We start from the raw sequence: 20,799 nt of genomic DNA, 5'->3' as shown, positions 1-20,799 counted from the left end.
GACTGCTTATGGCCATCACAATAACGACCACTACCGGATTACATAAAAAGTACCTGCTCGACCGGTCCAATGCAATTTATCCGGCATTTGTGGACAACATGCCTTATGAATCATGGAGTTTGACTGAGAAATTTGAGTACTTCCAGCTTAAAGCCACAGGAGGAACCGATATCAAATGGGCCCTGGCAGGTGGTCAGCTACCTCCGGGACTGAAGTTGAGCGCTGATGGAAAAATCACGGGTACGCCTACCAGAGAAGGGGATTTTAATTTCACAGTGAAGGCTACTTCCGGAAATGATTCAGTGACCAAAGCATTAGGGCTTACCGCGCATCCATACCGCGCCAAATGGCATGCTGAGGCAAAGTTTGGTGCCTTTCTGACCTTTGGACCATATCAATATCCAATCCGGTACACGAAGGAAGGCATTGCAGAATTTGAAGCAGAGGCAGTAAAGTTTAATGCAAAACAATGGGCCGCTCAACTCAAAGCGATGGGCGCGAAAATACTGAACTACTCTGCCTTTTCCACTGACTCAATCAGGATGTGGCCGAGTAAAACACCTACACAGAAGGAGTTAAAGACGAAAAGAAATTATCTCCAGGAACTGATTGATGCGTGCCATGAACAGGATATAAAGGTCATGGTGTACTTCTCGGCAGACAGTATTTATAATGATCCTGTGGATGAAAATGGCAAGAAAATTCCTGGTAAAAGCGGAGTGAATGCCGACCCAAGTGACAAATCGGGCTGGGGACCCCGTAATACCGGGCTTGTCACAGAGCTCTCCCTGATGAACATTGATGGGTTTTGGTTTGATGTTGGCGCTAGTGACCCTGCATTGTATCCCAAAGGTGCTATTGAACCCGATTTTTTTCGATGGAAGATCAATGCGCCGATCATGCGTCATAACAATCCCTGGCACATCATCGGTGTTAATCCCGGCACTGCCGCAATGGGTAACCTCTGGCAATACCCGCTGATCGATTACACTATTTTTGAAGGCCGGGCCTACACGCTTCTGGAAACGACCCTGGTGGATGGATTCCGGCCCAAAACAAAGAAGAAGATGTCGGCCGAAGCACTGAACCTGCTAGACACTATCTATACGATCAAGAAAAAGTCGGAAATGGAAGATACCCAGTTCAAACCGGCCGAAATGATCATCAGAAGCATCAAAAGAAACTGGGCGGCGGGTGCAACTTTCATACTCAACTGGCCTACCCTTCCGGACGGTACAATGATACCTCCGGTTTATAAAGATGTGCTGAAAACAATAGGTGATTTTGTAAAAGCAAACCGGGGCAAGGCAACACCACCGCCAACTGCCGTCGCCGCTAATGCCAGGCAAGCTGCACCAACAGCGACCAGGAATTCACTGACCAGTTTCATTAAATCTCCCGTAAGTGGTGACAGCCCGGCAAAAGAAGCAAATGATTACTACCGCGGGATGGTGTTCGTTGTTGGTGACAAACCATTGCAATTGTACCAGGTAGGCAGAAAAGGCACAAAACCAGGCGCTGACAAGAATCTGATTATCAAGAAATACTGGAATAACTATCCGGTACTCAGCGAAACCTTTAAAGGAGATTCAAAGACTTTTGTCAATGGGTACCAATACACTGATCTGGATCCGATACAACTGGATGCCGGCATGGTATACTACATTGGTATTCAGGAAAATGAGCGGGAAGACTATGCATCCAGTACCTTCGACCAATTGCCCAAGACGGAGCATATCCGTATTACGGGTAATATGATTCTGAATGCAAATGGTGACATTACACCTGTCAAGAAAGATAACTTCGGTCAGATCATTGATTTAAAATTCAAGGTTCTTCCAAGTAAAACAGGTGACATCGCCCTTGGAAAACCTATCAACTTCCAATCTCACGTGCCGCCTTACAAGGAACTTGGGCCCAATGCGGTAGTGCTCTATGCATTCAATATGAATGATGGGGATCCAGACTCGGCGGGTGGTGCTTCCGGTGATTACCAATGGGTTTCCGCCATTGATCTCTTATATGTCCGCAAGATCACCAAAGTGGTCGTGAAGTTTCACAGACAAGGATTTGCCACAGAAATGAAGCTCACTACGGGGCTTACCAAGAATCAATTCAATGAGACTGCCGTGATCAAGGATAATGAGAGCAAAACAATTACCTATCACATCAAACCTACCGAAGCCCAGTTTGTACACCTCTGGATCGTAAAGCCCGACGGACCAAACCAAAAAGGCAGCGGCGTTACGATAGCAAGTATTGAAGTTTATTAAAACGAATTATTCTCCGGAAGAGAGCAGATGATGAGCGGTCATTTGCTCTCTTTTTTTATGTACCTGTATGGTATTTGATCCAAAATATTTGCAAAATTTAATGTAAGCATATGCCCCGGAGCTATATGATGTCTTTGTAGTAGAATACAGGCAAAGCAAATATTCTCACGGCACAATCTCCATTGTCACGTAAAAATATTTCTATTTTACATTAAAACTTATTTGTAAAAATCTGCGTTATTCATGCGGTTTGTCTGACAGGATCTTAAAGACTTGTGTGCTATATGACTAAACATTCGATCAGCAGCAAAATGATTAAACTCTTCTAAAATGCCATATTTAGATACATACACTGAGAAACTTACCGCACATACCGCAGCCCACCTGCTCCGGAGGGCTACTTTTGGCCCTACGAAGCAGGAAATTGTAGACTTTACCGGACTGACACCAGCCGCAGCGATTTCCAGGTTGATGGACAATGTTGCCGTAACGCTCAATCCTGCTCCCCCGGTAGACTACGATGAATCAAAACCGACCGCGGGTCAGCCTTTTCTGAATCTCACCTACGACAATGCACGCCAGAATACCTTTAACGTATACATACGCTACTGGTGGGTTGGACTGATGTGCGAGCAAAATGGCAAGCCTTCCGTTTTAGAAAAGCTTACTGCTTTCTGGCAAAATCACTTTGTGGTCAGCCAGGGCATTGTCGGGGATTACCGTAAATCGTACAAATTCCTGACGCTGCTGAGAACAGAAGGCCTGAAAAGCTTTCGCGACCTGATCATTGCCATGACGAAGGATCCCGGAATGCTGGTTTTTCAAAATGGAAACGTGAATCAGGCCGGGAACCCCAACGAGAATTATGCGCGGGAGCTGCAGGAGCTTTTTGTTGTTGGACAAAAGAACTTTGCAGGTGAGCTGAATTATACCGAAGATGATGTAAAGGCCGCTGCCAAAGTTCTTACAGGATGGGTGGTAAGTACGCAGCCAAACAGTTTCGGAGCCAGCTTTGACCCTGCCCGGCATGATACAACCAACAAGAAGTTTTCAGACTATTATGGTGCCAAAACCATCACCGGCCGTAGCGGAGCAACCGCCGGTGATACGGAACTTGGCGAGCTGATTGATATGCTTCTGGCTCACCAGGAGGCGCCAAGGCACATTGTTCGCAAGCTTTACCGGTGGTATGTCAATCCGGAAGTCACCCAGGAAATGGAAACCAACGTGATTGTCCCACTGGCCACCTACTTTGTACAGCAGAATTTCAGCATTCAGAAAGTACTGGAAAAGCTTTTTACCAGTCAGATATTTTATGACCAGAAAAACATTGGCGCCATCGTCAAATCTCCCACGGAGTTTGCGATCGGTATGGTCCGGTTTTTCGGTCAGCGCATTCCGGATCGCACTACCGACTATGTTGCATTCCGGAAGCTGATGGAGTTTGTGCACTGGAACATGGCCGGCCTGCAGCTCGACCTGCTTAACCAGCCGCTTGTTTTTGGTTCAATTCCTTATTATCAGACAGGGTATTCAAAAAACTGGATCAATGGAAATACGCTGGGGATCCGGGGCACGCAGATCGACAAATTTGTGCATCCCTACATTGAAATTGCACCCGGCGACCTCATAGGCATCGACTTTCTTGCCTGGGCAAGAGCATTGCAGCCCAACTTTTCCGATGTGGCCGGAACGCCCTCGATCACTGCGGACTACTTCTTTGAAGAAATGTCGAGAAACCTTTTTGTGTTTCCATTAAACGATGCACAAAGGAACTTCCTGATCGACACAATCATGATGAAAAGCCTGCCTCGAAATACTTTCGTGGGTGAGATGAACCGGTACCGTACCGACCCCTCAAACATCAACAATCAGAATGCAGTAAAGTGGAGAGGCCAGCTGGTGATGCGGTATATGATGAGAATGGCCGAGTACCATATTTTTTAAACAACACTATGAAAAGAAGAGAATTTATAGCCGCCGCTGCTTCGTCCATGATCCTGCCGCTGACCGTTAATGGTCTGGGTGTGAAAAGTTTTAACGAAAATTCTTCGCTTGTAAAATCCATTATAAAAACCAATGCGGCAGTATCAGACCGTATTCTCGTCATCATTTATCTCAATGGCGGCAACGATGGTCTTAATACTGTTATTCCGCTGGATCAGTATTCCAAATACTACAACCTCCGGAGCAACATTGCAATCCCGGAAAGTAACGTGCTGAAACTTTCGGGCAATCTGAAAACGGGTCTCCACCCGTCGATGACCGGCATGCGGGACATGTATAATGACGGAAAGCTGGCGATTGTCCATTCCGTATCCTACCCCAATCCCAATCAGTCGCACGTCAGGTCTACGGATATTCTGATGACCGGCGTGAGTGCCGATAAATACTCAGAAACAGGCTGGGCGGCGAGGTACCTCGAAAACAGATTTCCGGGATTTCCTGCCAACTACCCGAATGCACAAATGTCTGATCCGCTGGCCATTCAGATCGGGTATGTGGATACGACTACGCTGAAAGGTTCTGTGCAGCCGATGAATGTCTCTTTTGAAGATCCCGTCAAGTTTTATCAGATGATGGGACAGCTGGGAAGTGTATCCTCCGAGGGGCTCCCCTGCTGCGATGCGGGTGAGCTGATCCAGTTTATAAAGCAGCAGCAGGTACTTTCAATCGGGTATTCTTCGCGGATTAAGCAGGCTGCGGATACCGGCAAGACGCTCGCTACTTACCCGACTGCCTCTGCCACCAATGATTTGTCGGAACAGTTGAAAATCGTAGCCAAGCTCATTCATGGCGGGCTACAGTCCAAGATTTACTTTGTAGAAATGGGTGGATTTGATACCCACGCCGGACAGGTTGGAACCACTCCGCTGGAAGGTATGCACGCGGTGCTGCTTAAGAAAATGTCTGACGCCATTGCCGCATTCCAGAATGACCTGAAACTGCAGGGAACCGAAGATAAAGTGATCGGAATGACATTTTCAGACTTTGGAAGACGGGCTACCTCCAATACTTCCAAGGGTACCGACCATGGTATTGCGGCACCTATGTTTGTGTTCGGAACCAATATCAAACGCCAGGGCGTAGGGACTAACCCGGATCTGACGAGCGATATGGAGCCACCTACCACAACCTCGGGTAATAAAAATCAGGATATCAAAATGCAGATCGATTTCAGAAGGATTTACACCGATATTCTGACGGATTGGTTTGGAGTAACCACTGCCACTACGAATGCCGTCATGTTCGGCAACCATAAAACAACCTCAATTTTCTCCAATGTGATCGAAAGTACAGGCTCGGGTTCCTGGCCCGACCGTGGTATCTGGACTGCCGGCAGCATGCCTGCGACCAGTGATTATGTCAGGATCAAGGCAGGGCACATTGTGGATGTGGGCCAGGATCTTACGGTCAGGAACATTCACGTTGAAAAAGGAGGTGAGTTGCGGCTCCTGGGAAATTACAATATTGTAACCACCGGCTGACCTGGTTGAAATTCATTTTACTTACAAATAATTTCATCCTGCTTTCCGGCCTTTACTGATGGTAGCAAAAGGCTTTAGGTGCAGAAAACCGGTAAATCAACGCATCTTTTACAAATAGCGTCATAAACTACCATTCGGTCAGGCAAGTGGCCAGCAGATAAACGATTCTCTATTTACCTTTTCATTTCAGCTATTGGCCGGTATATTTGAAGGCCCGATGCAATAGAGATCACCAATTTCTACAAAATTGTTTGCTTTTACTGAGCAAGCCCTGACCTCTTCCGGCATCGGAAGAGGTTTTGATTTTGGGGAGTGTCACATTGCATTGGTCAATCAGATATTAAACAATACTTTTATCGGTCAGTACCGTATGTGCTGCCTGACAGCAGGTTCCATGCAGATACACCCAGGTTCGGTATGGAAGTGCTGATATACTTAGAAGGAAAATTGAATTGAGTTTATGGGAGTTCCCAAAAAGCTGGCAGTCATTGGATTTAGCGGATTGAGCGGTGCCACTCAGGTTGGTATAAACTATGTAAAAGGCATTGAGATTCCGCAAGAAGACATTGTGTTCATATTTCATGGGAAAACAGCTGGCGTAACACCGTCTTACCTGGATGAACTTAATGCTTTGAAGGTCGAAACCTGCTTCGTCCGGAAAAAATCCGGACTGGTTGATCTGGAATCGCAAATCGGCATTTACCGCCAACTGCAGCACTACAAGCCCGAAAACGTTCTGGTAGTATCTGCATCTCCGTTTATAGGAATTTCGGCCTACAAACTTGCTAATTCAAAAGCCACGATCGTGGTCGTGGAACAGCATCCGCTGAATCTGATTTCATTTAAAGAATACGTGCATGCCTATGCAGCCCTGGCATTTTACGATCACGTAGTTCCTGCCTCACGCACCTATGCCGACGGATACATCAAATCCATGAAGCCGCTTTCCAGCATTTTTGGCAAAAAGATCAGGGTCATCCCAAATGGGCTTGACGTTCCTCTGAGCAGTACTCCGGCAACCCACCAGGAGATTGCGCTAAATACGGTTACGCTTGGAATGGCTGCAAGGTTTGACGATGTCAAGGATTACGACACGGTGATCCGCGCACTTCACATGCTCAACACAACCCATACCGGAACCAGGTATGTGTTCAAAATGGCTGGTGACGGCCCCAACCGGGCGAGAACCGAAAACCTGGTAAGGGAACTGGGCCAGGAAAGTAATGCTGAATTTTTAGGATTGATCAACAAGCCCGAAATGGAAGCGTTTTATAACAGCGTCGATATTTACATACAATCCAGCAAAGGAGAAGCAATGAGCTTTTCTATGATGGAGGCGATGGGTCATGGCAAGGTGTTCCTGGGAACCAGCGTCCGCGGAGTAGAGGAATTTATTGTAAACGGAGAAAATGGCCTTCACTTCCGCTGCGGAGATCCGGCGGATCTTGTACAAAAAATCTCATTCATATACGAGAATCCGGCTATCGCTGAAAAACTATCGAAAGGTGCCAGGGCATACTATGACAAATTTTTCAGTTTGTCTGCGATGGTCCGCGAATATTCCAGCCTCATGAGCTGGACGAAACTGGAAGGGCAATCTAAAAGCATTTAAATCAGGTCATTTGAAAAAAAAGCTCCTCTACATTCTCCATGACATTCACATTGGCGGAGTAGAAGTCGCCTTACTTTCCGCAATTCCGGAACTTCACCGTCAGTTCAACCTGAAAGTACTGGTACTGGGAAAGGTGGACCAGAAGATGATTGCCCATTTCAGCGAGGAGGAAAAATCCTGTTTTCACGCTTTTCCTTCGCCCCTTCTTCACTATCCGGCAGCCATTTTCCGAATGGTTTCCTTTGCACTTCAGTTTAAACCCGACGTAATGATATGCTCGCTATGGCGGGCTTCCATGATCGGGATCATTGTCAAGCGGCTCAGGAAACAGGTTACTTTCATCTCCTTTGTTCATAATACTACATTCTTCCACCGGCTGGATGCTTATTTTACAAAATCGGCAATCTGCCTGGCTGATACCATTTTTACAGATTCTGCTGCTGTTTCAGCGTTTGTCAAAGCGAAGTTCAACCCGAACACCGAGGTCACAACCATTTCTTTTATCACAAACAAATCGCCTGTTGTAAATCTTCATCAGTTGTTTGATAAAAACGAACTACGCTTTATTTATCTGGGACGAATCCATCGGACCAAGAACATTCCCCTCGCAATCGATACCATTGACTATCTGCGAAGTAAAGGCCTGAATGCATCTTTGGACATTTACGGCAGAAATGACGGAGCTTTGGACGAGGTTTTGGCACATATCAGGCATTGCAGCCTGGAATCCGTGATTGCTTTTAAAGGAGAACTGGTACCTGCAGAGAAACAGGAGGTGATCAAAACATATCAGTTTTTAATCCAGCTGAGTGACGCTGAGGGAATGGCGATGAGCGTAGCAGAGGCCATGCAAAACGGACTGGTATGCTTTGTGACGCCGGTGGGAGAGATCCCCAATTATGCAACTGACGGTGTGAGTGCCATTTTTGCCGATATTTCAACAACCGACACCTTTGCCCGGTCATTAGAGAAATTGCTTGCAACCTGCCAGGACCCGAAAAGTTATCAGGTGCTTTCAGATGTGGCATTTACCGCTTTCAGCCATGTTCAAACCTATTCGGAATCATTGACGGCTGCAATTGAGGCTTTTACTTTAACAACACCCAAAAGCCGGGCTTGAAGGTACGTCAATAAGCTGCTAAATTACCTGAATGAAAATACTACATATCATCACACTGGCAGAAATCGGCGGGGCTCAGTCCGTAGTAAATAATCTGGTAGCAGAAGCCCTGCGCGACGGCAACCAGGTTATGGTCGCATCATCCGAAAAGGGTGGATTGTGGGATATTTTGCCACCTGATGCGGAGCGCTGGAAAATCAGGGACCTGCAACGCGAGGTTAGCCTGTTGAAGGATATGCGCGTTATGGCAAGCCTGCGAAAAGCGAATCGCGCATTCAGGCCCGACATTATTCACCTGCATTCTTCCAAAATCGGTGTACTGGGGCGCCTTTGTCTTCCTGCATCCAAAATTATTTATACCGTTCACGGTTTTGATTCGGTAAGACATGCCAACCGGAAATTTCTCTTTTTGGAAAAGTTGCTGCAAAACAAGGCCCGGCATATTGTTGGTGTAAGCCGCTATGACCACGTCAATATGCTTGCAGAAGGCATTAGTACAAACGTGTGTGCCATTGCGAACGGCATTGCTGATCATACCATTGCTGCCTATGATACCAACGTTTTGGACAAAGCCAAAGACGTGATTCTTTCCAAACCGGGTTTCAGAATCATGTGCATTGCCCGTGTTTCGCCTCAAAAGAACTTTCCTCTTTTTTTAGAAATTGCAAGACAGCTTTCAGATGAACCCGTCAATTTTTTCTGGATCGGCAATAAAGAAAAGATGACAGGCCTGCCTGATAATGTATTTTGCCTCGGTGAAATAAATGATGCGCACCGCCTGCTTCCGCTGGCAGATCTTTTTCTGCTGCCTACCCGTTACGAAGGCCTGCCTGTTTCTATTCTGGAAGCCTTGTGCTATGGAGTGCCCGTTATTGCCTCGGATGTTGGTGGCATCAGCGAGATTCTGAATGGTCAGAACGGCACAGCTGTCAGCAGCGATGCGGAAAGTTTTATCAGGGAAATCAAACGGTATATGAACAATGACCAACTGCTTGCAAATGCCAGAAAAGAAGCCAGAAGGTCGTACGAGGAAAACTTTACAATTAACCTGATGTACAAGGCATACAAGGCATTGTATTAAGGCTGCAACTTGCATTTTACGGCTAAGTTGCTAATAAAGCAGTAAGGTTACGCTTTAAAGCTACCGTTTGATCATCAAACCCAGCCACCTGAAAACTGAGTATTTTACAAACAAACTTTTCTGACTTTCTTGAATTTCGAAAGTAAGAGGAGAGCAGCGCTACCAGGACTTTACGGACGTATTCAGGGGTTTGTAAGCTGCCTTGTTAATCATCTAATGTGGGGTTGTCAGGATTAACATTGAAAAAAGTGCTATATTGATGCGCAAATCAACTCACGCAGGTCGGAATATTGATCGAGCGGCTCCTCTATAAAAGAAAATTTTGTTTGTTATCTGCTTCTTATGAATTTATAAGTCAATTAGTTGAGCAAGCAAAATCACCCTGACATACACCGGAAGAAAGACTCCTTGGTAAAGTGATATTTTAAGGACGCTAATATTATATTTTATATTATAGAAGTTTATTTATAAACTTGTGATCGGGCAGAAGATTAGCTTTTTTCGGTTAAGTTCTATTTACCAAATACACACATATGGGCAACACTTACGTATCTGATCGCAGGTATATTCACCGGCTTTTAAGTAAAACTGCAACGTCAGAGGAAGTTTTGATCGTTACCAGCTACGATTACTTTTTGCAGAAGTATGACCTTGCAGCACTTCTCAAACGATACAAAGAGGTTATCCTCATCCCCCATTCCGATAACGACGACTACCTTCTCAACCATACCGTACGTCCACTGCTGGACAAGTTTGAAAAGATACACCTTGTTACCAATCCGCAGTACGATCGTCGGAACCGCGTTATATATGAACTTGTAATACGCAAGAACAAGTCAATCCGGATCACAACTGTTTATGACTTTTGCGAGAAGTATCTTAAAAAGGTCTACATCCCGGACAACATTTCGGAGATCAATCCTAACCTGCTGGTGATCCCGGTATTCGGCCGCAGAATCCGCTACCCCAAGAAGATCATCGATATTACGATCTCGATCATACTTTTCCTGCTTACTTTCCCGGTCTGGATATTCAGTTTTTTCCGGATCAAATTTCAGTCTCCCGGCCCCGTATTTTATTACCAGGAACGCGTAGGAATGGATAGAAAGCCATTTTACTGCATCAAATTTCGTTCAATGGGTCTGGATGCTGAGGCAAATGGTGCTTCTTTCTCGAAGAAAAATGACTCCCGGACCTTTTCTTATGGCTCTTACATGCGGCAGACGCGCATCGACGAGTTGCCGCAGATCATCAATATATTCCGTCGTGACCTGTCCCTGATTGGTCCGAGACCTGAGCGTCAGGTGTTCACGGAGACCTTTGACGAATTGATTCCCTACTACAATTACCGGCACAACATCAAACCCGGCATTACCGGCTATGCACAGGTAATGTACTCGTACGGAGCAGGGATTTACGATGCAAGGCACAAGCTGATGTACGACCTTTATTACATCAGGAACTGGAGTCTCTTCCTGGAACTTAAGATCATTTTCCTTACAGCATTTGTCATCTTTGGCAAAAGAGGCCGCTGAAAATTCCCGTACACTATCAACTATTTGGTATGAGGAGCTTTACTCTACTGTTACTGCTATACGTAACAAGTACTGCAGGCTCCTTTTCTCAGGACTCTACCTTTACTTTTCAGGGACGGATTACGGCTGCGGCTTCCTCGGCCAACACTCCGCTGTGGCTCCATGCCAATCAGTATGGTAGTGTTCCTTATGAAGGCTCATTTCTCTCAGCACAGCTTGCGGCACACAAAGTCTACAATCCCGGAAACCCCCGTTTTTTTCAATGGTCCGGCGGGTTTGAAATGATCGCAAATGCCGGTAAAAAGTCCTCTGCATTCTTTACTGATGTATTCTTAGCAGGGAAAATCGGTAACGTTGAAGTTGGGATCGGGCAAAAGAAAAATCAGGTTGGTCTTACAGATACACTTCTCACCAGCGGCTCACTGGCCTTGTCTGCCAATGCACGGCCATATCCCAGAATATGGATTGCGAGCGCGGGCTTCATGAATCTCATTCCCGGAAATGACTTTATCAGCTTCAATTTCGCGTACTCAGATGGTTTGCTGGGAAGTGCGGACATTAACTTTGGAAATGTCACGCACGTCCCGGCCACATACCTGCACCACAAAATGCTGTACCTGAAACTTGGTGGAGCACATCAAAGACTGAACTTGTATGGCGGCTTCAACCATCAGGCAATGTGGGGAGGAGAAGACCTCATATTTTCTGACGGACTTAAAAAGCCGGAAGCTTACAAATATGTTGTTTTTGGAAAACCCTGGGCCCACAGCCGCGTTGGAAATCATTTTGGCACCATTGATCTGGGAGCAGAATGGAAGGGTGAGAGCTGGACGCTCTTTTTATACAGGCAGAGCATTTATGAAGATGGTTCACTCATTGACCTGTCCAACATTGCGGACGGACTAGCAGGAATCCGCCTGAAGAGTATCAGGAAGCAGGCTAACCAGGGCCTGCACCTCAATGCCATTCTCCTTGAATACGCTTACACCAAAAATCAGGGCGGCGCCATCTTTGACTTCAACACCGGCACCTTCGGCCGGGACAATTATTACAACCATTATATCTACAACCAGGGGTGGTCCTTCCGGGGCAGAACGCTCGGAACTCCGCTGATTGCTCCCCAGGCTTCCATGCGGGATGATCTGAAAATTCCCATTATATCGTACACCTCCAATAACAGGGTTAGTGCTTTTCACGCCGGGGCTGATCTTTCGTGGCAAGATCTGAATGTTACATTAAAGGGCACTTTTTCCAATAATATCGGGCTGTACAAAGCCCCTTTTGAATCGCCTGTTAACCAGGCAAGCTTGTTTATTCAGGCGGAACTGCCTGTAAACATCTTAGGGCGCTCGCATGTGTCCGTTGTTTTTGCAGGTGACTACGGTAAGCTCTTTCCAGCCAGTCAGGCAATTATGATCGGCTGGCGAAGAGCAGGATATTTCAGATAGAATCAATAACTTACATCAACGCGCCGTCCATTTCAACGTCTGCTTACTTTTAGATGCGAATCTGCCTCATACTGGTACTCTGCGTCACACTCAACACCTACGCACAGGATTCAACGTTATACTTCAATGCCTCGGTTATGCTTTCCGGTGCAAGCGGGCAAACACCCTTCTGGGTGTATGCCAATCAGTACGGAAGTGTTCCCCGGGATGGCAACTTCGGGCTGGCAAAAGCAGGACTTTACAAAATTTACAATCCCAATAACCCACGTACCTTTCAGTGGATCGGCGGTGTGGAGGCAGTGGGGAGCTATGGACGTAAATACGACAACTTGTTTGTGTCCGATGCCTATCTCGGTGCAAAAGTCGGTGCTGTGGAAATACTTGCAGGACAAAAAAGCATGATCGCCGGACTTACGGATACCCTCATGAGCTCAGGATCACTCGCCGTTTCAGGCAATGCAAGACCAATTCCACGCATACAAATCGCTATTCCCGAATATTTGCCACTCTACATTACAGATGGACTTTTAGCCATTAAAGCTTCCTACTCCGACGGTTATCTGGGCAGCAGCAGAATCAACTATGGTAGTGTCAGGCAGGTAGACCGCACTTATTTTCACCAGAAAACCCTTTACCTGCGTTTTGGTAAAAACATAGACCGATGGAAAGGTTACCTGGGCTTTAATCATCAGGTCATCTGGGGAGGTGAAAAAGACATTATGCCTTTGTACAATATGCCTGGCTCCAAAGCTTACTGGTACATGGCCACCGGTAAAACATTCGAGCACCGCAAAGTTGGAAATCATTTTGGCACCATTGATCTGGGCGGTGAATGGAAGGGTAAAAAATGGGAATACTTTGTATACCGGCAGAACATCTATGAAACGGGTTCTCTTTTTCGGGTTATTAACCTGAAAGATGGTCTGAATGGGCTTCGTATACGTAAGTCAGGCAAGACAGGTGCCGAATCGTCCCGGCTAGATGTACGCAGCCTGTTGATAGAAGTTGTGGTAACTGAAAGCCAGCAAAACGGATCGCCAGCCGGTGGGTTGGCCATTTATGAAAAGGGTAACTATTACAACCATTACATTTACCGGAACGGATGGTCGTACAAAGGACAGGGTATGGGCACACCCCTGGCGCCAGCAGCAGGCATAACCCGGAGCGACCTTCCCCGTAACACTGGTGAATTCACCAATAATAATCGCTTTTTGGCATTTCACACCGGGGTAGAAGCCATCTGGCACCACACACTGATCCGATTCAAAGGCACCTATTCACGTAACTCGGGCACATTCCTGAGTCCCTTTGAAGATGTAAAACAGCAACTTTCATTGGCACTGTCGGCCGAAAAAAGTTTTAAAAAACTGAGAGGGGTAAGCATTTATTCAACGATATCGTCCGATATTGGCAGGCTATATTCCAATTCATCCGGCATATTGGTTGGTTTACGAAAAAATGGTTTTCTGGACTAAGAGCCCGTACTATTTTACACAAACACTGCCAGCAGTCAAAAAAACGACAAATGCGGCTAATACTCATCGTTATAAATAGGATGAAAAGCTTGAAGGCATCTCTATGAAATTTTTATTCTTCCTTTTTTCACTGCTTCCTCTGGCCAGTATCTGTCAGTCTGTACCCGATCAGGAAATAACTGCTTACTCCGATTCGGTAACGAACTATATAGAGGTGAGCGGTATGGGAAGCACAGGCAGCAGGACCCCCTTCTGGATGCAGGCCAACCAGTTCGGTACCGTACCGCGTGATGGTTCGGCCGGAACGATGCGGGCAGGATTGGAAGCATACCAGTCCCTTTCACCCCGGAATACCTGGCGGGCTGGCATTGGGGTTGAAGCAGTCGCTAATTTTTCACAAAACACAAAAGTGCTGCTTCCTCAAATCCATGGTACGCTGAGATTCAAAAACTGGGAGCTTTTTGTAGGAAGAAAAAAACAGGCGCTCGGCCTGGCGGATTCCACCATCGGATCGGGATCCTATCCCTGGTCCGGCAATGCATTGCCAATCCCGAAAATCCAGCTGGGAACTACCAGGTTTGTCGCAGTACCTTTTACAAATGGCTGGATTTCGTTTAATGCTTTCTATTCAGACGGACTTTTTGAAAAAGGCAGGCCGGTCACCAGCAAGCTCAAATTTCACCAAAAAGCACTATACGCCAGGATCGGGAAAGTAGATTCCAGGGTTAAATTATATGGTGGATTCAACCACCAGGTACAATGGGGCGGCAGGTCGCCCTACTTAACTGGCCAGAGCGGAGATATGCCGCACGGTTTCAAAAACTACATAGCAGCAGTTTTCGGGACAATTGGCGGTAAAGGGGATGACATCACCTACTTCGATAGTACCAGCCGCATCGGCAATCACCTCGGCTCGCTGGACCTGGCTATGGAAATTGAAACTTACAGTACCAGCATTTTCCTGTACCGCCAGTTTATCTATGAAGATGGCTCGCTGTTTTACTTCACCACAGTAGCTGACGGATTGAGCGGCGTACGTATCCGGAGAAAAAATTCATACGGAGCAGGCTTTGAAGTGACAGAAGGTGTGGTGGAAGTATTGTATACCAAAAACCAGGGGGGGAATGTATTTGTGCTCACAGAGGGAAAGCTCCGCGGCCGTGACGATTATTTCAATAATCAGCAGGTGCTCGACGGATGGTCGTACTACGATCGCACCATTGGAAGTCCGTTTATCCCGCCTACTTCTCAAACTAAGTGGAAATGGCCGAATTTTGCCAACAACTTTACCAGTAACAACCGGGTGTTCATGCTGCATGCCGGATTAAAAGGTACACTCTTAAGGCGGATCAACTGGTATACCAAGCTCTCATACACCAGCAATGCAGGCACTTATGCCGAGCCTTTCCATGGAACTCCTACGCAGTTTTCAGGTATTCTGGGCCTTCAGACCAGGATCAATGCATTGGGTGGAATGACGCTCAAAGGTGCTTACGCCGCTGATTTTGGTGAACTCTATCCCAATATGCAGGGCTTCACGCTGGGAATTCGTAAGGATTTTCCTTTTTGATAACAATCAAAGATTACTCCTGATCTCAGCAGCCAGGCTAGCAAGTTCTTCCTGTGACACCTTGATTTTTTTACTAAAATCTGCATCGTCCATGCTGTTCAGCGGCAGCAGGTGCACATGTGCATGAGGCACTTCCAATCCTACCACGCTGATGCCGATGCGAATGCAGGGTACTGTCTTCTGCAAGGCAGGTACCAGTGTTTTGGCAAATAGAAAAAGGCGCGAATAAACATCATCTTCCAAATCAAATATATAATCCACCTCCTTTTTAGGAATCACCAAAGTGTGCCCGGCAGCAATCGGAAATGCGTCAAGAAAAGCCAGGAACTCGTCATTTTCAGCAATCTTATGGCTGGGAATCTCCCCGTTGACGATTTTAGAAAATATGGAAGCCATATTGTTTTAGTGGTTAATGCGTTTGTTTAAAGCACCGGAGCCTTGCTGCATGTTAACTTTCAAGGCAGATAAGTAATTGAATTCTTAAAAGTACTTAATATTGCGATCCAAAACTTTTAACAACCAAGACATGATTTCAACAAAATGGCAGGCTTTTGGCAAAGCGGCGATGGCTGCCCTGGTTTCTCTGACGTTAACATCAAACGATGCGGAAGCCCAGAAAGGTAAGTGGGTCACCCTGTTTGACGGCAAATCTCTCAATGGATGGCACAGCTGGCAGTCGGATAAAGTAATGCCTCAATGGAAGATTGAAGATGGCGCTATCGTGCTGGCAGAAAAAGGAGGCAAAGATCTGGTTACGGACAAAGAGTACGGCGATTTCGAGCTTGAACTGGAATGGAAGATCGCCGAAGGAGGAAACAGCGGGATTATTTACCACGTGATTGAAGATAAAAAATACTGCTGCCCCTACTCTACCGGTCCCGAAATCCAGATCCTGGATGACCAGAAACACCCGGATGCAAAAGCTGGAAAAGCAGGAAATCACAAATCTGCATCCTTGTACGACATGATCCCGGCATCTGACTTTACAGTTACAAAACCAGCCGGCCAATGGAACAAAGCCAAAGTAGTGATCAAAGGAGGCAAGGGCGAAAGCTGGCTGAACGGCAAAAAGCTGGTCGAGTTCCCTACGCAGGGCGAAGCGTGGAACAAGCTGGTTGCTGACAGCAAATTCAAAACCTGGGAGGGCTTTGGGGCATCTTCCAAAGGTAAAATTGCATTGCAGGATCACGGCGACAAAGTATCGTTCCGCAACATCCGCATTCGCGAACTATAAGGAAATATCCAGTTGACTGGCCCAGTACTCGCGGCTGTAAACCCGCCGGAAAGGCCAGTTCTTCTGTCGTAAAAGGAGAGGCAGGTAAGCGTGAGGTTCCTTGGCCGATTTACTATGAAAGTAGAGATCGTCGTCCGTAAGAATCAGACCCTTATAGGCCTCTCCTTCTTTTATGGTCAGATCTCCAAAAGGCAGCTCTTTCTGCCATGTCGGCTGCCGGCCTTCGAGCTTGTTTTTCAATAGCCAGTCTGAGCGCAGTGTACCTGCATGCATCGGCCGAGGCTCATATTTCCCTTCCGAAACTTCCCATGCATATTCAAGATATGCTTTCAGCATTTTAGGACCGGGATTGGCCGTGTGCTCGGTTTGCAGCTGCGATGGCCACAGGCTCGTCACAAAAAAGATGCGTTCCCGTGCCCGCGTCACAGCCACGTTCAAACGGTTTTCGCCTCCCTGCATATTCAGGCTGCCAAATTGCATGGATATACGACCTTTCTCGTCGGGCGCATAGGCCGTCGAAAAGATGATAATATCCCGCTCATCGCCTTGTACGTTCTCTATATTCTTGACGAAAAGATCTTTAACAACCAAAGCTTCTTTCTCCAAAGCTTCCTGTATGGCCTGCTGCTGGTAAAAGTTGAAGGTCACTACGCCCACACTTTTCCCTAACCCGCTCAGGGTTCGCAACACTTCCACTACTTTTTCCACCTCGGCTGCATTGGTGCTGGACTTCCAGCTGCCTTCGGTTTTAAGGTACTGTATACCCGGCTGACGCTCATTGATGCGATGGAAGTCAGGAAGAAGCTTTAAAGAGTTTTTGTAAAAATGCCGGTTTGAAAAGTCGATCAGATCAAGAGAAAGGCTGCGATAATGCCCTGTAAGCTGGTATTGTGCCAGCGACTGTCCCGCCAGGTCCAGCAGCGACTCCACTTCCATGGCAGGCTGGTAGTCGTCTTCATCGGTTTTTTCCTCAAAACGAACCCGGTAAATGTCGCTTGGGGCAAGCTGCTTGCTGTCGCCCGCTACGACGATCTGCATGCCCCGGAAAGCTGCCGGAAGGCCATACTCAGCATAACATTGGGAAGCTTCGTCAAAAATGACAAGGTCAAAAATTCCTTCTTTCAACGGGAAAATAGCCGATACCGACTCCGGGGATGCCATCCAGCAAGGTACCAGTGAAAAGACTTCTTCGGTATAGTTCTCAACGAGCTTCCTTACCGGCCAGATCTTGCGCTTCTTGGTTACCTGGTGCCCTAGCTCTCGATAGGTAATGCGATTTCCGAGCCTGTTTTTTTCCAGATCTTCGTAAGTAGCCTCTTTCAGCTTAATACCCGTAATGTCCGAGCTTAGCTTTTGTTTGGCACTGATACTTTCCTGCAACTGCTCCTCCCACTGCTTCATTTTCAGGGAAGTTACTGCACGCAGGTCGGGGTACCTGGTTTCAATGTGTTCAATCCAGGCAAGCCGGACACTATTTTCAAAAAGTGATAATTGTACATCCACATCAACCAGCCCGCGCTTAGTGCTCTCACCTTGCACTTTTTGGACAACAGACTGTTCCGTAGGATTCATTTCATTCCAAAGCCTGTCCATATCAGCGATGGAGTCGAAATCGGTGCGGAGTGCATCCAGTAAAAGCTGGCTGTAAGCTGCCGGCTCACTGACAAGCTGCCCGATCTGAGCAGGTAAAAGATAAGGCAGCATGATGGTTTCAAACTTCTCCCATCCCTCAGCCCAGGCGATGAGCATACCCAGCCTCTGCCTGAATATATCCATACTTTCCTGCGCAAGGCTTATTAAGACTTGCAGCCAGGGTTCAAAGGCAGCGCGGGAGGCAGCATCCGCAGCAAACTCCACATGCCTGAAAAAAGCCAGGTATGCTTCTGCTGAAATCCCGTCGCCAGAAGCGTTTTCATGATAACCCAGCAATGGATTTTCGAGCCAGGATTCTACCTGCTGGCGATTTTTGAGCCTCACTTCCAGTGTTTGAAGATCTTCGGGAGCCAGCGTGAGGTGATTGGCCTGACATACCTCTTCCACTTCCTTTTTTTCCTTGGAAAAAACATTCCAGATCAGTCCGCTTACCATAGAGCTTTTCGCATCCATGGTTTTTTTTAAAATGCCCCGGAATGCTGCCAGCTCGCCTTTTTGCAGCGACAATTCAATTCCATGCTCGCTGATGAAACCTTCGAGCTCATCCGTAGTCTGCCGGATCAATGCCAGCCGTGCAGGGTTTTCGCGCGGGGTATTGACATAATTTTTAAACAAAGCATAAACTGCCGGCTCTGCAACAAGCTCCTCAATATCCCTGAGCCTTTCAAGCACTTCGGCCCGGTTGCTCAGGTACTCCATTTTAAAAACAGTACCTGCTGCATTTTCAAACCGTGTACGCTGCTTTTCAAAAACCTGCGGCCACTCGGTGAGCATGTTTTCCATGTTGCGCAGGTCTTGTATGCCAAATGCCGCAAAGCTCCTGCGGCTGGCCCATGCATGGCGCGGATGGACGTGCACGCAGTAGCGCAGGTAAGTTTTGAGTCTTCTTGAAAAATCATCCAGGCGGTCGGGCCGGAAACTACGGTACTCGTCACGAAGCGAAATGTACGGAGCTGCCGGACTGCTGGTAAGGTACAGTTCCTTAATGCTTGTGCCGCATTCGTTTTCGTCAAACAATGCTTTCCGAAATGCATTGAGGTCCCCTACTACTTTATCAATGGTCCGGCTTTCTTTTGCAAATTCCCTTTCCAGGAACACAGCGTCCAGACTGTAATTCTGCTTTCGGTATTCTTCCACGCGCTCAATCTGGGCAGCGAGCTGCTGATACAGCTGTGAGCGGTCATTTTTCACATCATGCACCAAACCCACAAAATGCCGCATGCCAATGGAATCAAGCCGCTGGTACACGACGTCGAGCGCAGCGCGTTTCTGGCAAACAAGCAAAACCCGCTTGCCGCGGGAAGCAAAATCGGCCATCAGGTTGCAGATCAGCTGCGACTTCCCGCTGCCCGGCGGTCCCTGCACAACTACCGAGTTGCCGCCTTTAACAGCCTGGATAATCTCCTCCTGTGATTCATCAATTGAAAATGGCGTAAGCAGATCCTCCTCCCTGGTCTGTACAGGCTGAGCAGCGGTGTTTGCACCGGACGTATCCTCCGGCTCTGTTCCCGCAAGCAATGGAATACCGGTCACTGAATCCAGGTTTTCGAGCAGCCAGTTATAATCGGGTACCAGGTGGGATCCAGCCTGCGGAAAAATACCAAGTACTGCTTCCGGCTGCAATTTCAGCTCTCCGTTTTTCTCCGAAACCTGCATTTCAGCACTTCGGGAAGCCTTGAAAGCATCGAGCTTTTCTTCAAAAAGCGCCTGATTGAAATTGATCCGGAATGCAGTTTCTTTCAGCCACTCGTAGAGCTGGGTTTTAAATTCAAGAAAATCTTTGGGAAAATCTTCAAATGACTTTTCAAGAACCTCCTCACTGATCTGCGCCTCATTGAAATAGGCGTAGGCAAGCGCAAAGCTCTGATTGAGCATGATTCCGCTATCCTCCCGTTCCAAAAGGCACCATTGTTCCTTTTCAATGCGGAGTGTAACCGGAAAAAACAGCAGAGGCGCATGAATGGGTGTTCCGTCCGCCAGTTTACCTTTTACAAAAGGATAGCCGACATACAAGTCGCGCGAGCCGCGCTCTTCCTCGATAAAGCGCTCGGTACGCGCTATTTTCCGGAGCCGCTTACTTACGTCATTAACCTTTTCATAGCGGGGATCCTGTACATCGCAAAGTGGAACCTTGGCCTTCCGCTGCACCATCTGCCTGACAATTTCAACAGAAGGTTTTCCCAGCAGAAAATCAGTTTCCTGTAAATCCAGGAACTGCTCCGCAGATAAATGGCCCAGCAACAATGACTTGTTGCGTGTACTAAGATTGGTAAGTCTTTTGAGATAAGCTTTAAGAACGCGTTCCATAGT

13 protein-coding genes are annotated in these 20,799 nt (G+C 47.1%); 11 read left to right on the top strand and 2 right to left on the bottom strand.

The features are described 5' to 3' along the window. Positions 1–8: 8 nt before the first annotated feature. The 10 genes from HWI92_RS22015 (at position 9) to HWI92_RS21970 (ending at position 15,602) form a co-directional block, all read left to right on the top strand. Positions 9–2,273 (top strand): alpha-L-fucosidase, encoded by a 2,265-nt coding sequence (locus HWI92_RS22015; protein WP_204659313.1) that lies wholly within the window; start codon positions 9–11, stop codon positions 2,271–2,273. 330 nt (positions 2,274–2,603) lie between these two features. After that, positions 2,604–4,220 (top strand): DUF1800 domain-containing protein, encoded by a 1,617-nt coding sequence (locus tag HWI92_RS22010; RefSeq protein WP_204659311.1) that lies wholly within the window; start codon positions 2,604–2,606, stop codon positions 4,218–4,220. A gap of 8 nt (positions 4,221–4,228) precedes the next feature. Next, positions 4,229–5,761, top strand: coding sequence for a DUF1501 domain-containing protein (locus HWI92_RS22005; protein ID WP_204659309.1), 1,533 nt, complete (start codon positions 4,229–4,231; stop codon positions 5,759–5,761). Positions 5,762–6,221: 460 nt separating this feature from the next. Further along, positions 6,222–7,373, top strand: coding sequence for a glycosyltransferase family 4 protein (locus HWI92_RS22000; RefSeq protein WP_204659307.1), 1,152 nt, complete (start codon positions 6,222–6,224; stop codon positions 7,371–7,373). A gap of 10 nt (positions 7,374–7,383) precedes the next feature. Then, entirely contained in the window at positions 7,384–8,493 is a 1,110-nt protein-coding gene (locus tag HWI92_RS21995; RefSeq protein WP_204659305.1) for a glycosyltransferase family 4 protein, read from the top strand. A gap of 31 nt (positions 8,494–8,524) precedes the next feature. Beyond that, complete coding sequence (locus tag HWI92_RS21990) at positions 8,525–9,574, top strand: glycosyltransferase (RefSeq protein ID WP_204659303.1); 1,050 nt, start codon at positions 8,525–8,527, stop codon at positions 9,572–9,574. A gap of 533 nt (positions 9,575–10,107) precedes the next feature. Further along, positions 10,108–11,109, top strand: a complete 1,002-nt coding sequence (locus HWI92_RS21985) for a sugar transferase (protein WP_204659301.1) — start codon at positions 10,108–10,110, stop codon at positions 11,107–11,109. Positions 11,110–11,138: 29 nt separating this feature from the next. After that, positions 11,139–12,557, top strand: a complete 1,419-nt coding sequence (locus HWI92_RS21980; protein WP_204659299.1) for a capsule assembly Wzi family protein — start codon at positions 11,139–11,141, stop codon at positions 12,555–12,557. A 53-nt stretch (positions 12,558–12,610) separates the two neighbouring features. Further along, on the top strand, positions 12,611–14,032 hold the full coding sequence (locus HWI92_RS21975; RefSeq protein WP_229248469.1) for a capsule assembly Wzi family protein: 1,422 nt from the start codon (positions 12,611–12,613) through the stop codon (positions 14,030–14,032). 103 nt (positions 14,033–14,135) lie between these two features. Beyond that, the gene (locus tag HWI92_RS21970; RefSeq protein ID WP_229248467.1) at positions 14,136–15,602 is read left to right on the top strand and encodes a capsule assembly Wzi family protein; all 1,467 of its coding nucleotides are present in this window, start codon (positions 14,136–14,138) and stop codon (positions 15,600–15,602) included. A 6-nt stretch (positions 15,603–15,608) separates the two neighbouring features. On the opposite strand, the gene HWI92_RS21965 is transcribed toward HWI92_RS21970, so the two are convergent. Continuing rightward, on the bottom strand, positions 15,609–15,998 hold the full coding sequence (locus HWI92_RS21965) for an HIT family protein (RefSeq protein ID WP_204659297.1): 390 nt from the start codon (positions 15,996–15,998) through the stop codon (positions 15,609–15,611). A 130-nt stretch (positions 15,999–16,128) separates the two neighbouring features. Between HWI92_RS21965 and HWI92_RS21960 the strand changes: the two genes are divergently transcribed. After that, complete coding sequence (locus HWI92_RS21960; protein ID WP_204659295.1) at positions 16,129–16,836, top strand: 3-keto-disaccharide hydrolase; 708 nt, start codon at positions 16,129–16,131, stop codon at positions 16,834–16,836. Here the strand turns inward: HWI92_RS21960 and HWI92_RS21955 are convergent. Beyond that, positions 16,831–20,796, bottom strand: coding sequence for an AAA domain-containing protein (locus HWI92_RS21955; protein ID WP_204659293.1), 3,966 nt, complete (start codon positions 20,794–20,796; stop codon positions 16,831–16,833). The genes HWI92_RS21960 and HWI92_RS21955 overlap by 6 nt on opposite strands. Positions 20,797–20,799: the final 3 nt, after the last annotated feature.

This window comes from Dyadobacter sandarakinus (assembly GCF_016894445.1).
GTDB classification, from domain to species: Bacteria; Bacteroidota; Bacteroidia; order Cytophagales; family Spirosomataceae; genus Dyadobacter; species Dyadobacter sandarakinus.
Note: the sequence above shows the minus strand (reverse complement) of the source record. Positions and strands in the feature narration are given on the sequence as shown.

Bases quoted from the DNA above. Each gene is read 5' to 3' on its own strand.
- HWI92_RS22015 (WP_204659313.1), top strand. From the start codon at position 9: ATGGCCATCACAATAACGACCACTACCGGATTACATAAAAAGTACCTG.
- HWI92_RS22010 (WP_204659311.1), top strand. From the start codon at position 2,604: ATGCCATATTTAGATACATACACTGAGAAACTTACCGCACATACCGCA.
- HWI92_RS22005 (WP_204659309.1), top strand. From the start codon at position 4,229: ATGAAAAGAAGAGAATTTATAGCCGCCGCTGCTTCGTCCATGATCCTG.
- HWI92_RS22000 (WP_204659307.1), top strand. From the start codon at position 6,222: ATGGGAGTTCCCAAAAAGCTGGCAGTCATTGGATTTAGCGGATTGAGC.
- HWI92_RS21990 (WP_204659303.1), top strand. From the start codon at position 8,525: ATGAAAATACTACATATCATCACACTGGCAGAAATCGGCGGGGCTCAG.
- HWI92_RS21985 (WP_204659301.1), top strand. From the start codon at position 10,108: ATGGGCAACACTTACGTATCTGATCGCAGGTATATTCACCGGCTTTTA.
- HWI92_RS21980 (WP_204659299.1), top strand. From the start codon at position 11,139: ATGAGGAGCTTTACTCTACTGTTACTGCTATACGTAACAAGTACTGCA.
- HWI92_RS21975 (WP_229248469.1), top strand. From the start codon at position 12,611: ATGCGAATCTGCCTCATACTGGTACTCTGCGTCACACTCAACACCTAC.
- HWI92_RS21970 (WP_229248467.1), top strand. From the start codon at position 14,136: ATGAAATTTTTATTCTTCCTTTTTTCACTGCTTCCTCTGGCCAGTATC.
- HWI92_RS21965 (WP_204659297.1), bottom strand. From the start codon at position 15,998: ATGGCTTCCATATTTTCTAAAATCGTCAACGGGGAGATTCCCAGCCAT.
- HWI92_RS21960 (WP_204659295.1), top strand. From the start codon at position 16,129: ATGATTTCAACAAAATGGCAGGCTTTTGGCAAAGCGGCGATGGCTGCC.
- HWI92_RS21955 (WP_204659293.1), bottom strand. From the start codon at position 20,796: ATGGAACGCGTTCTTAAAGCTTATCTCAAAAGACTTACCAATCTTAGT.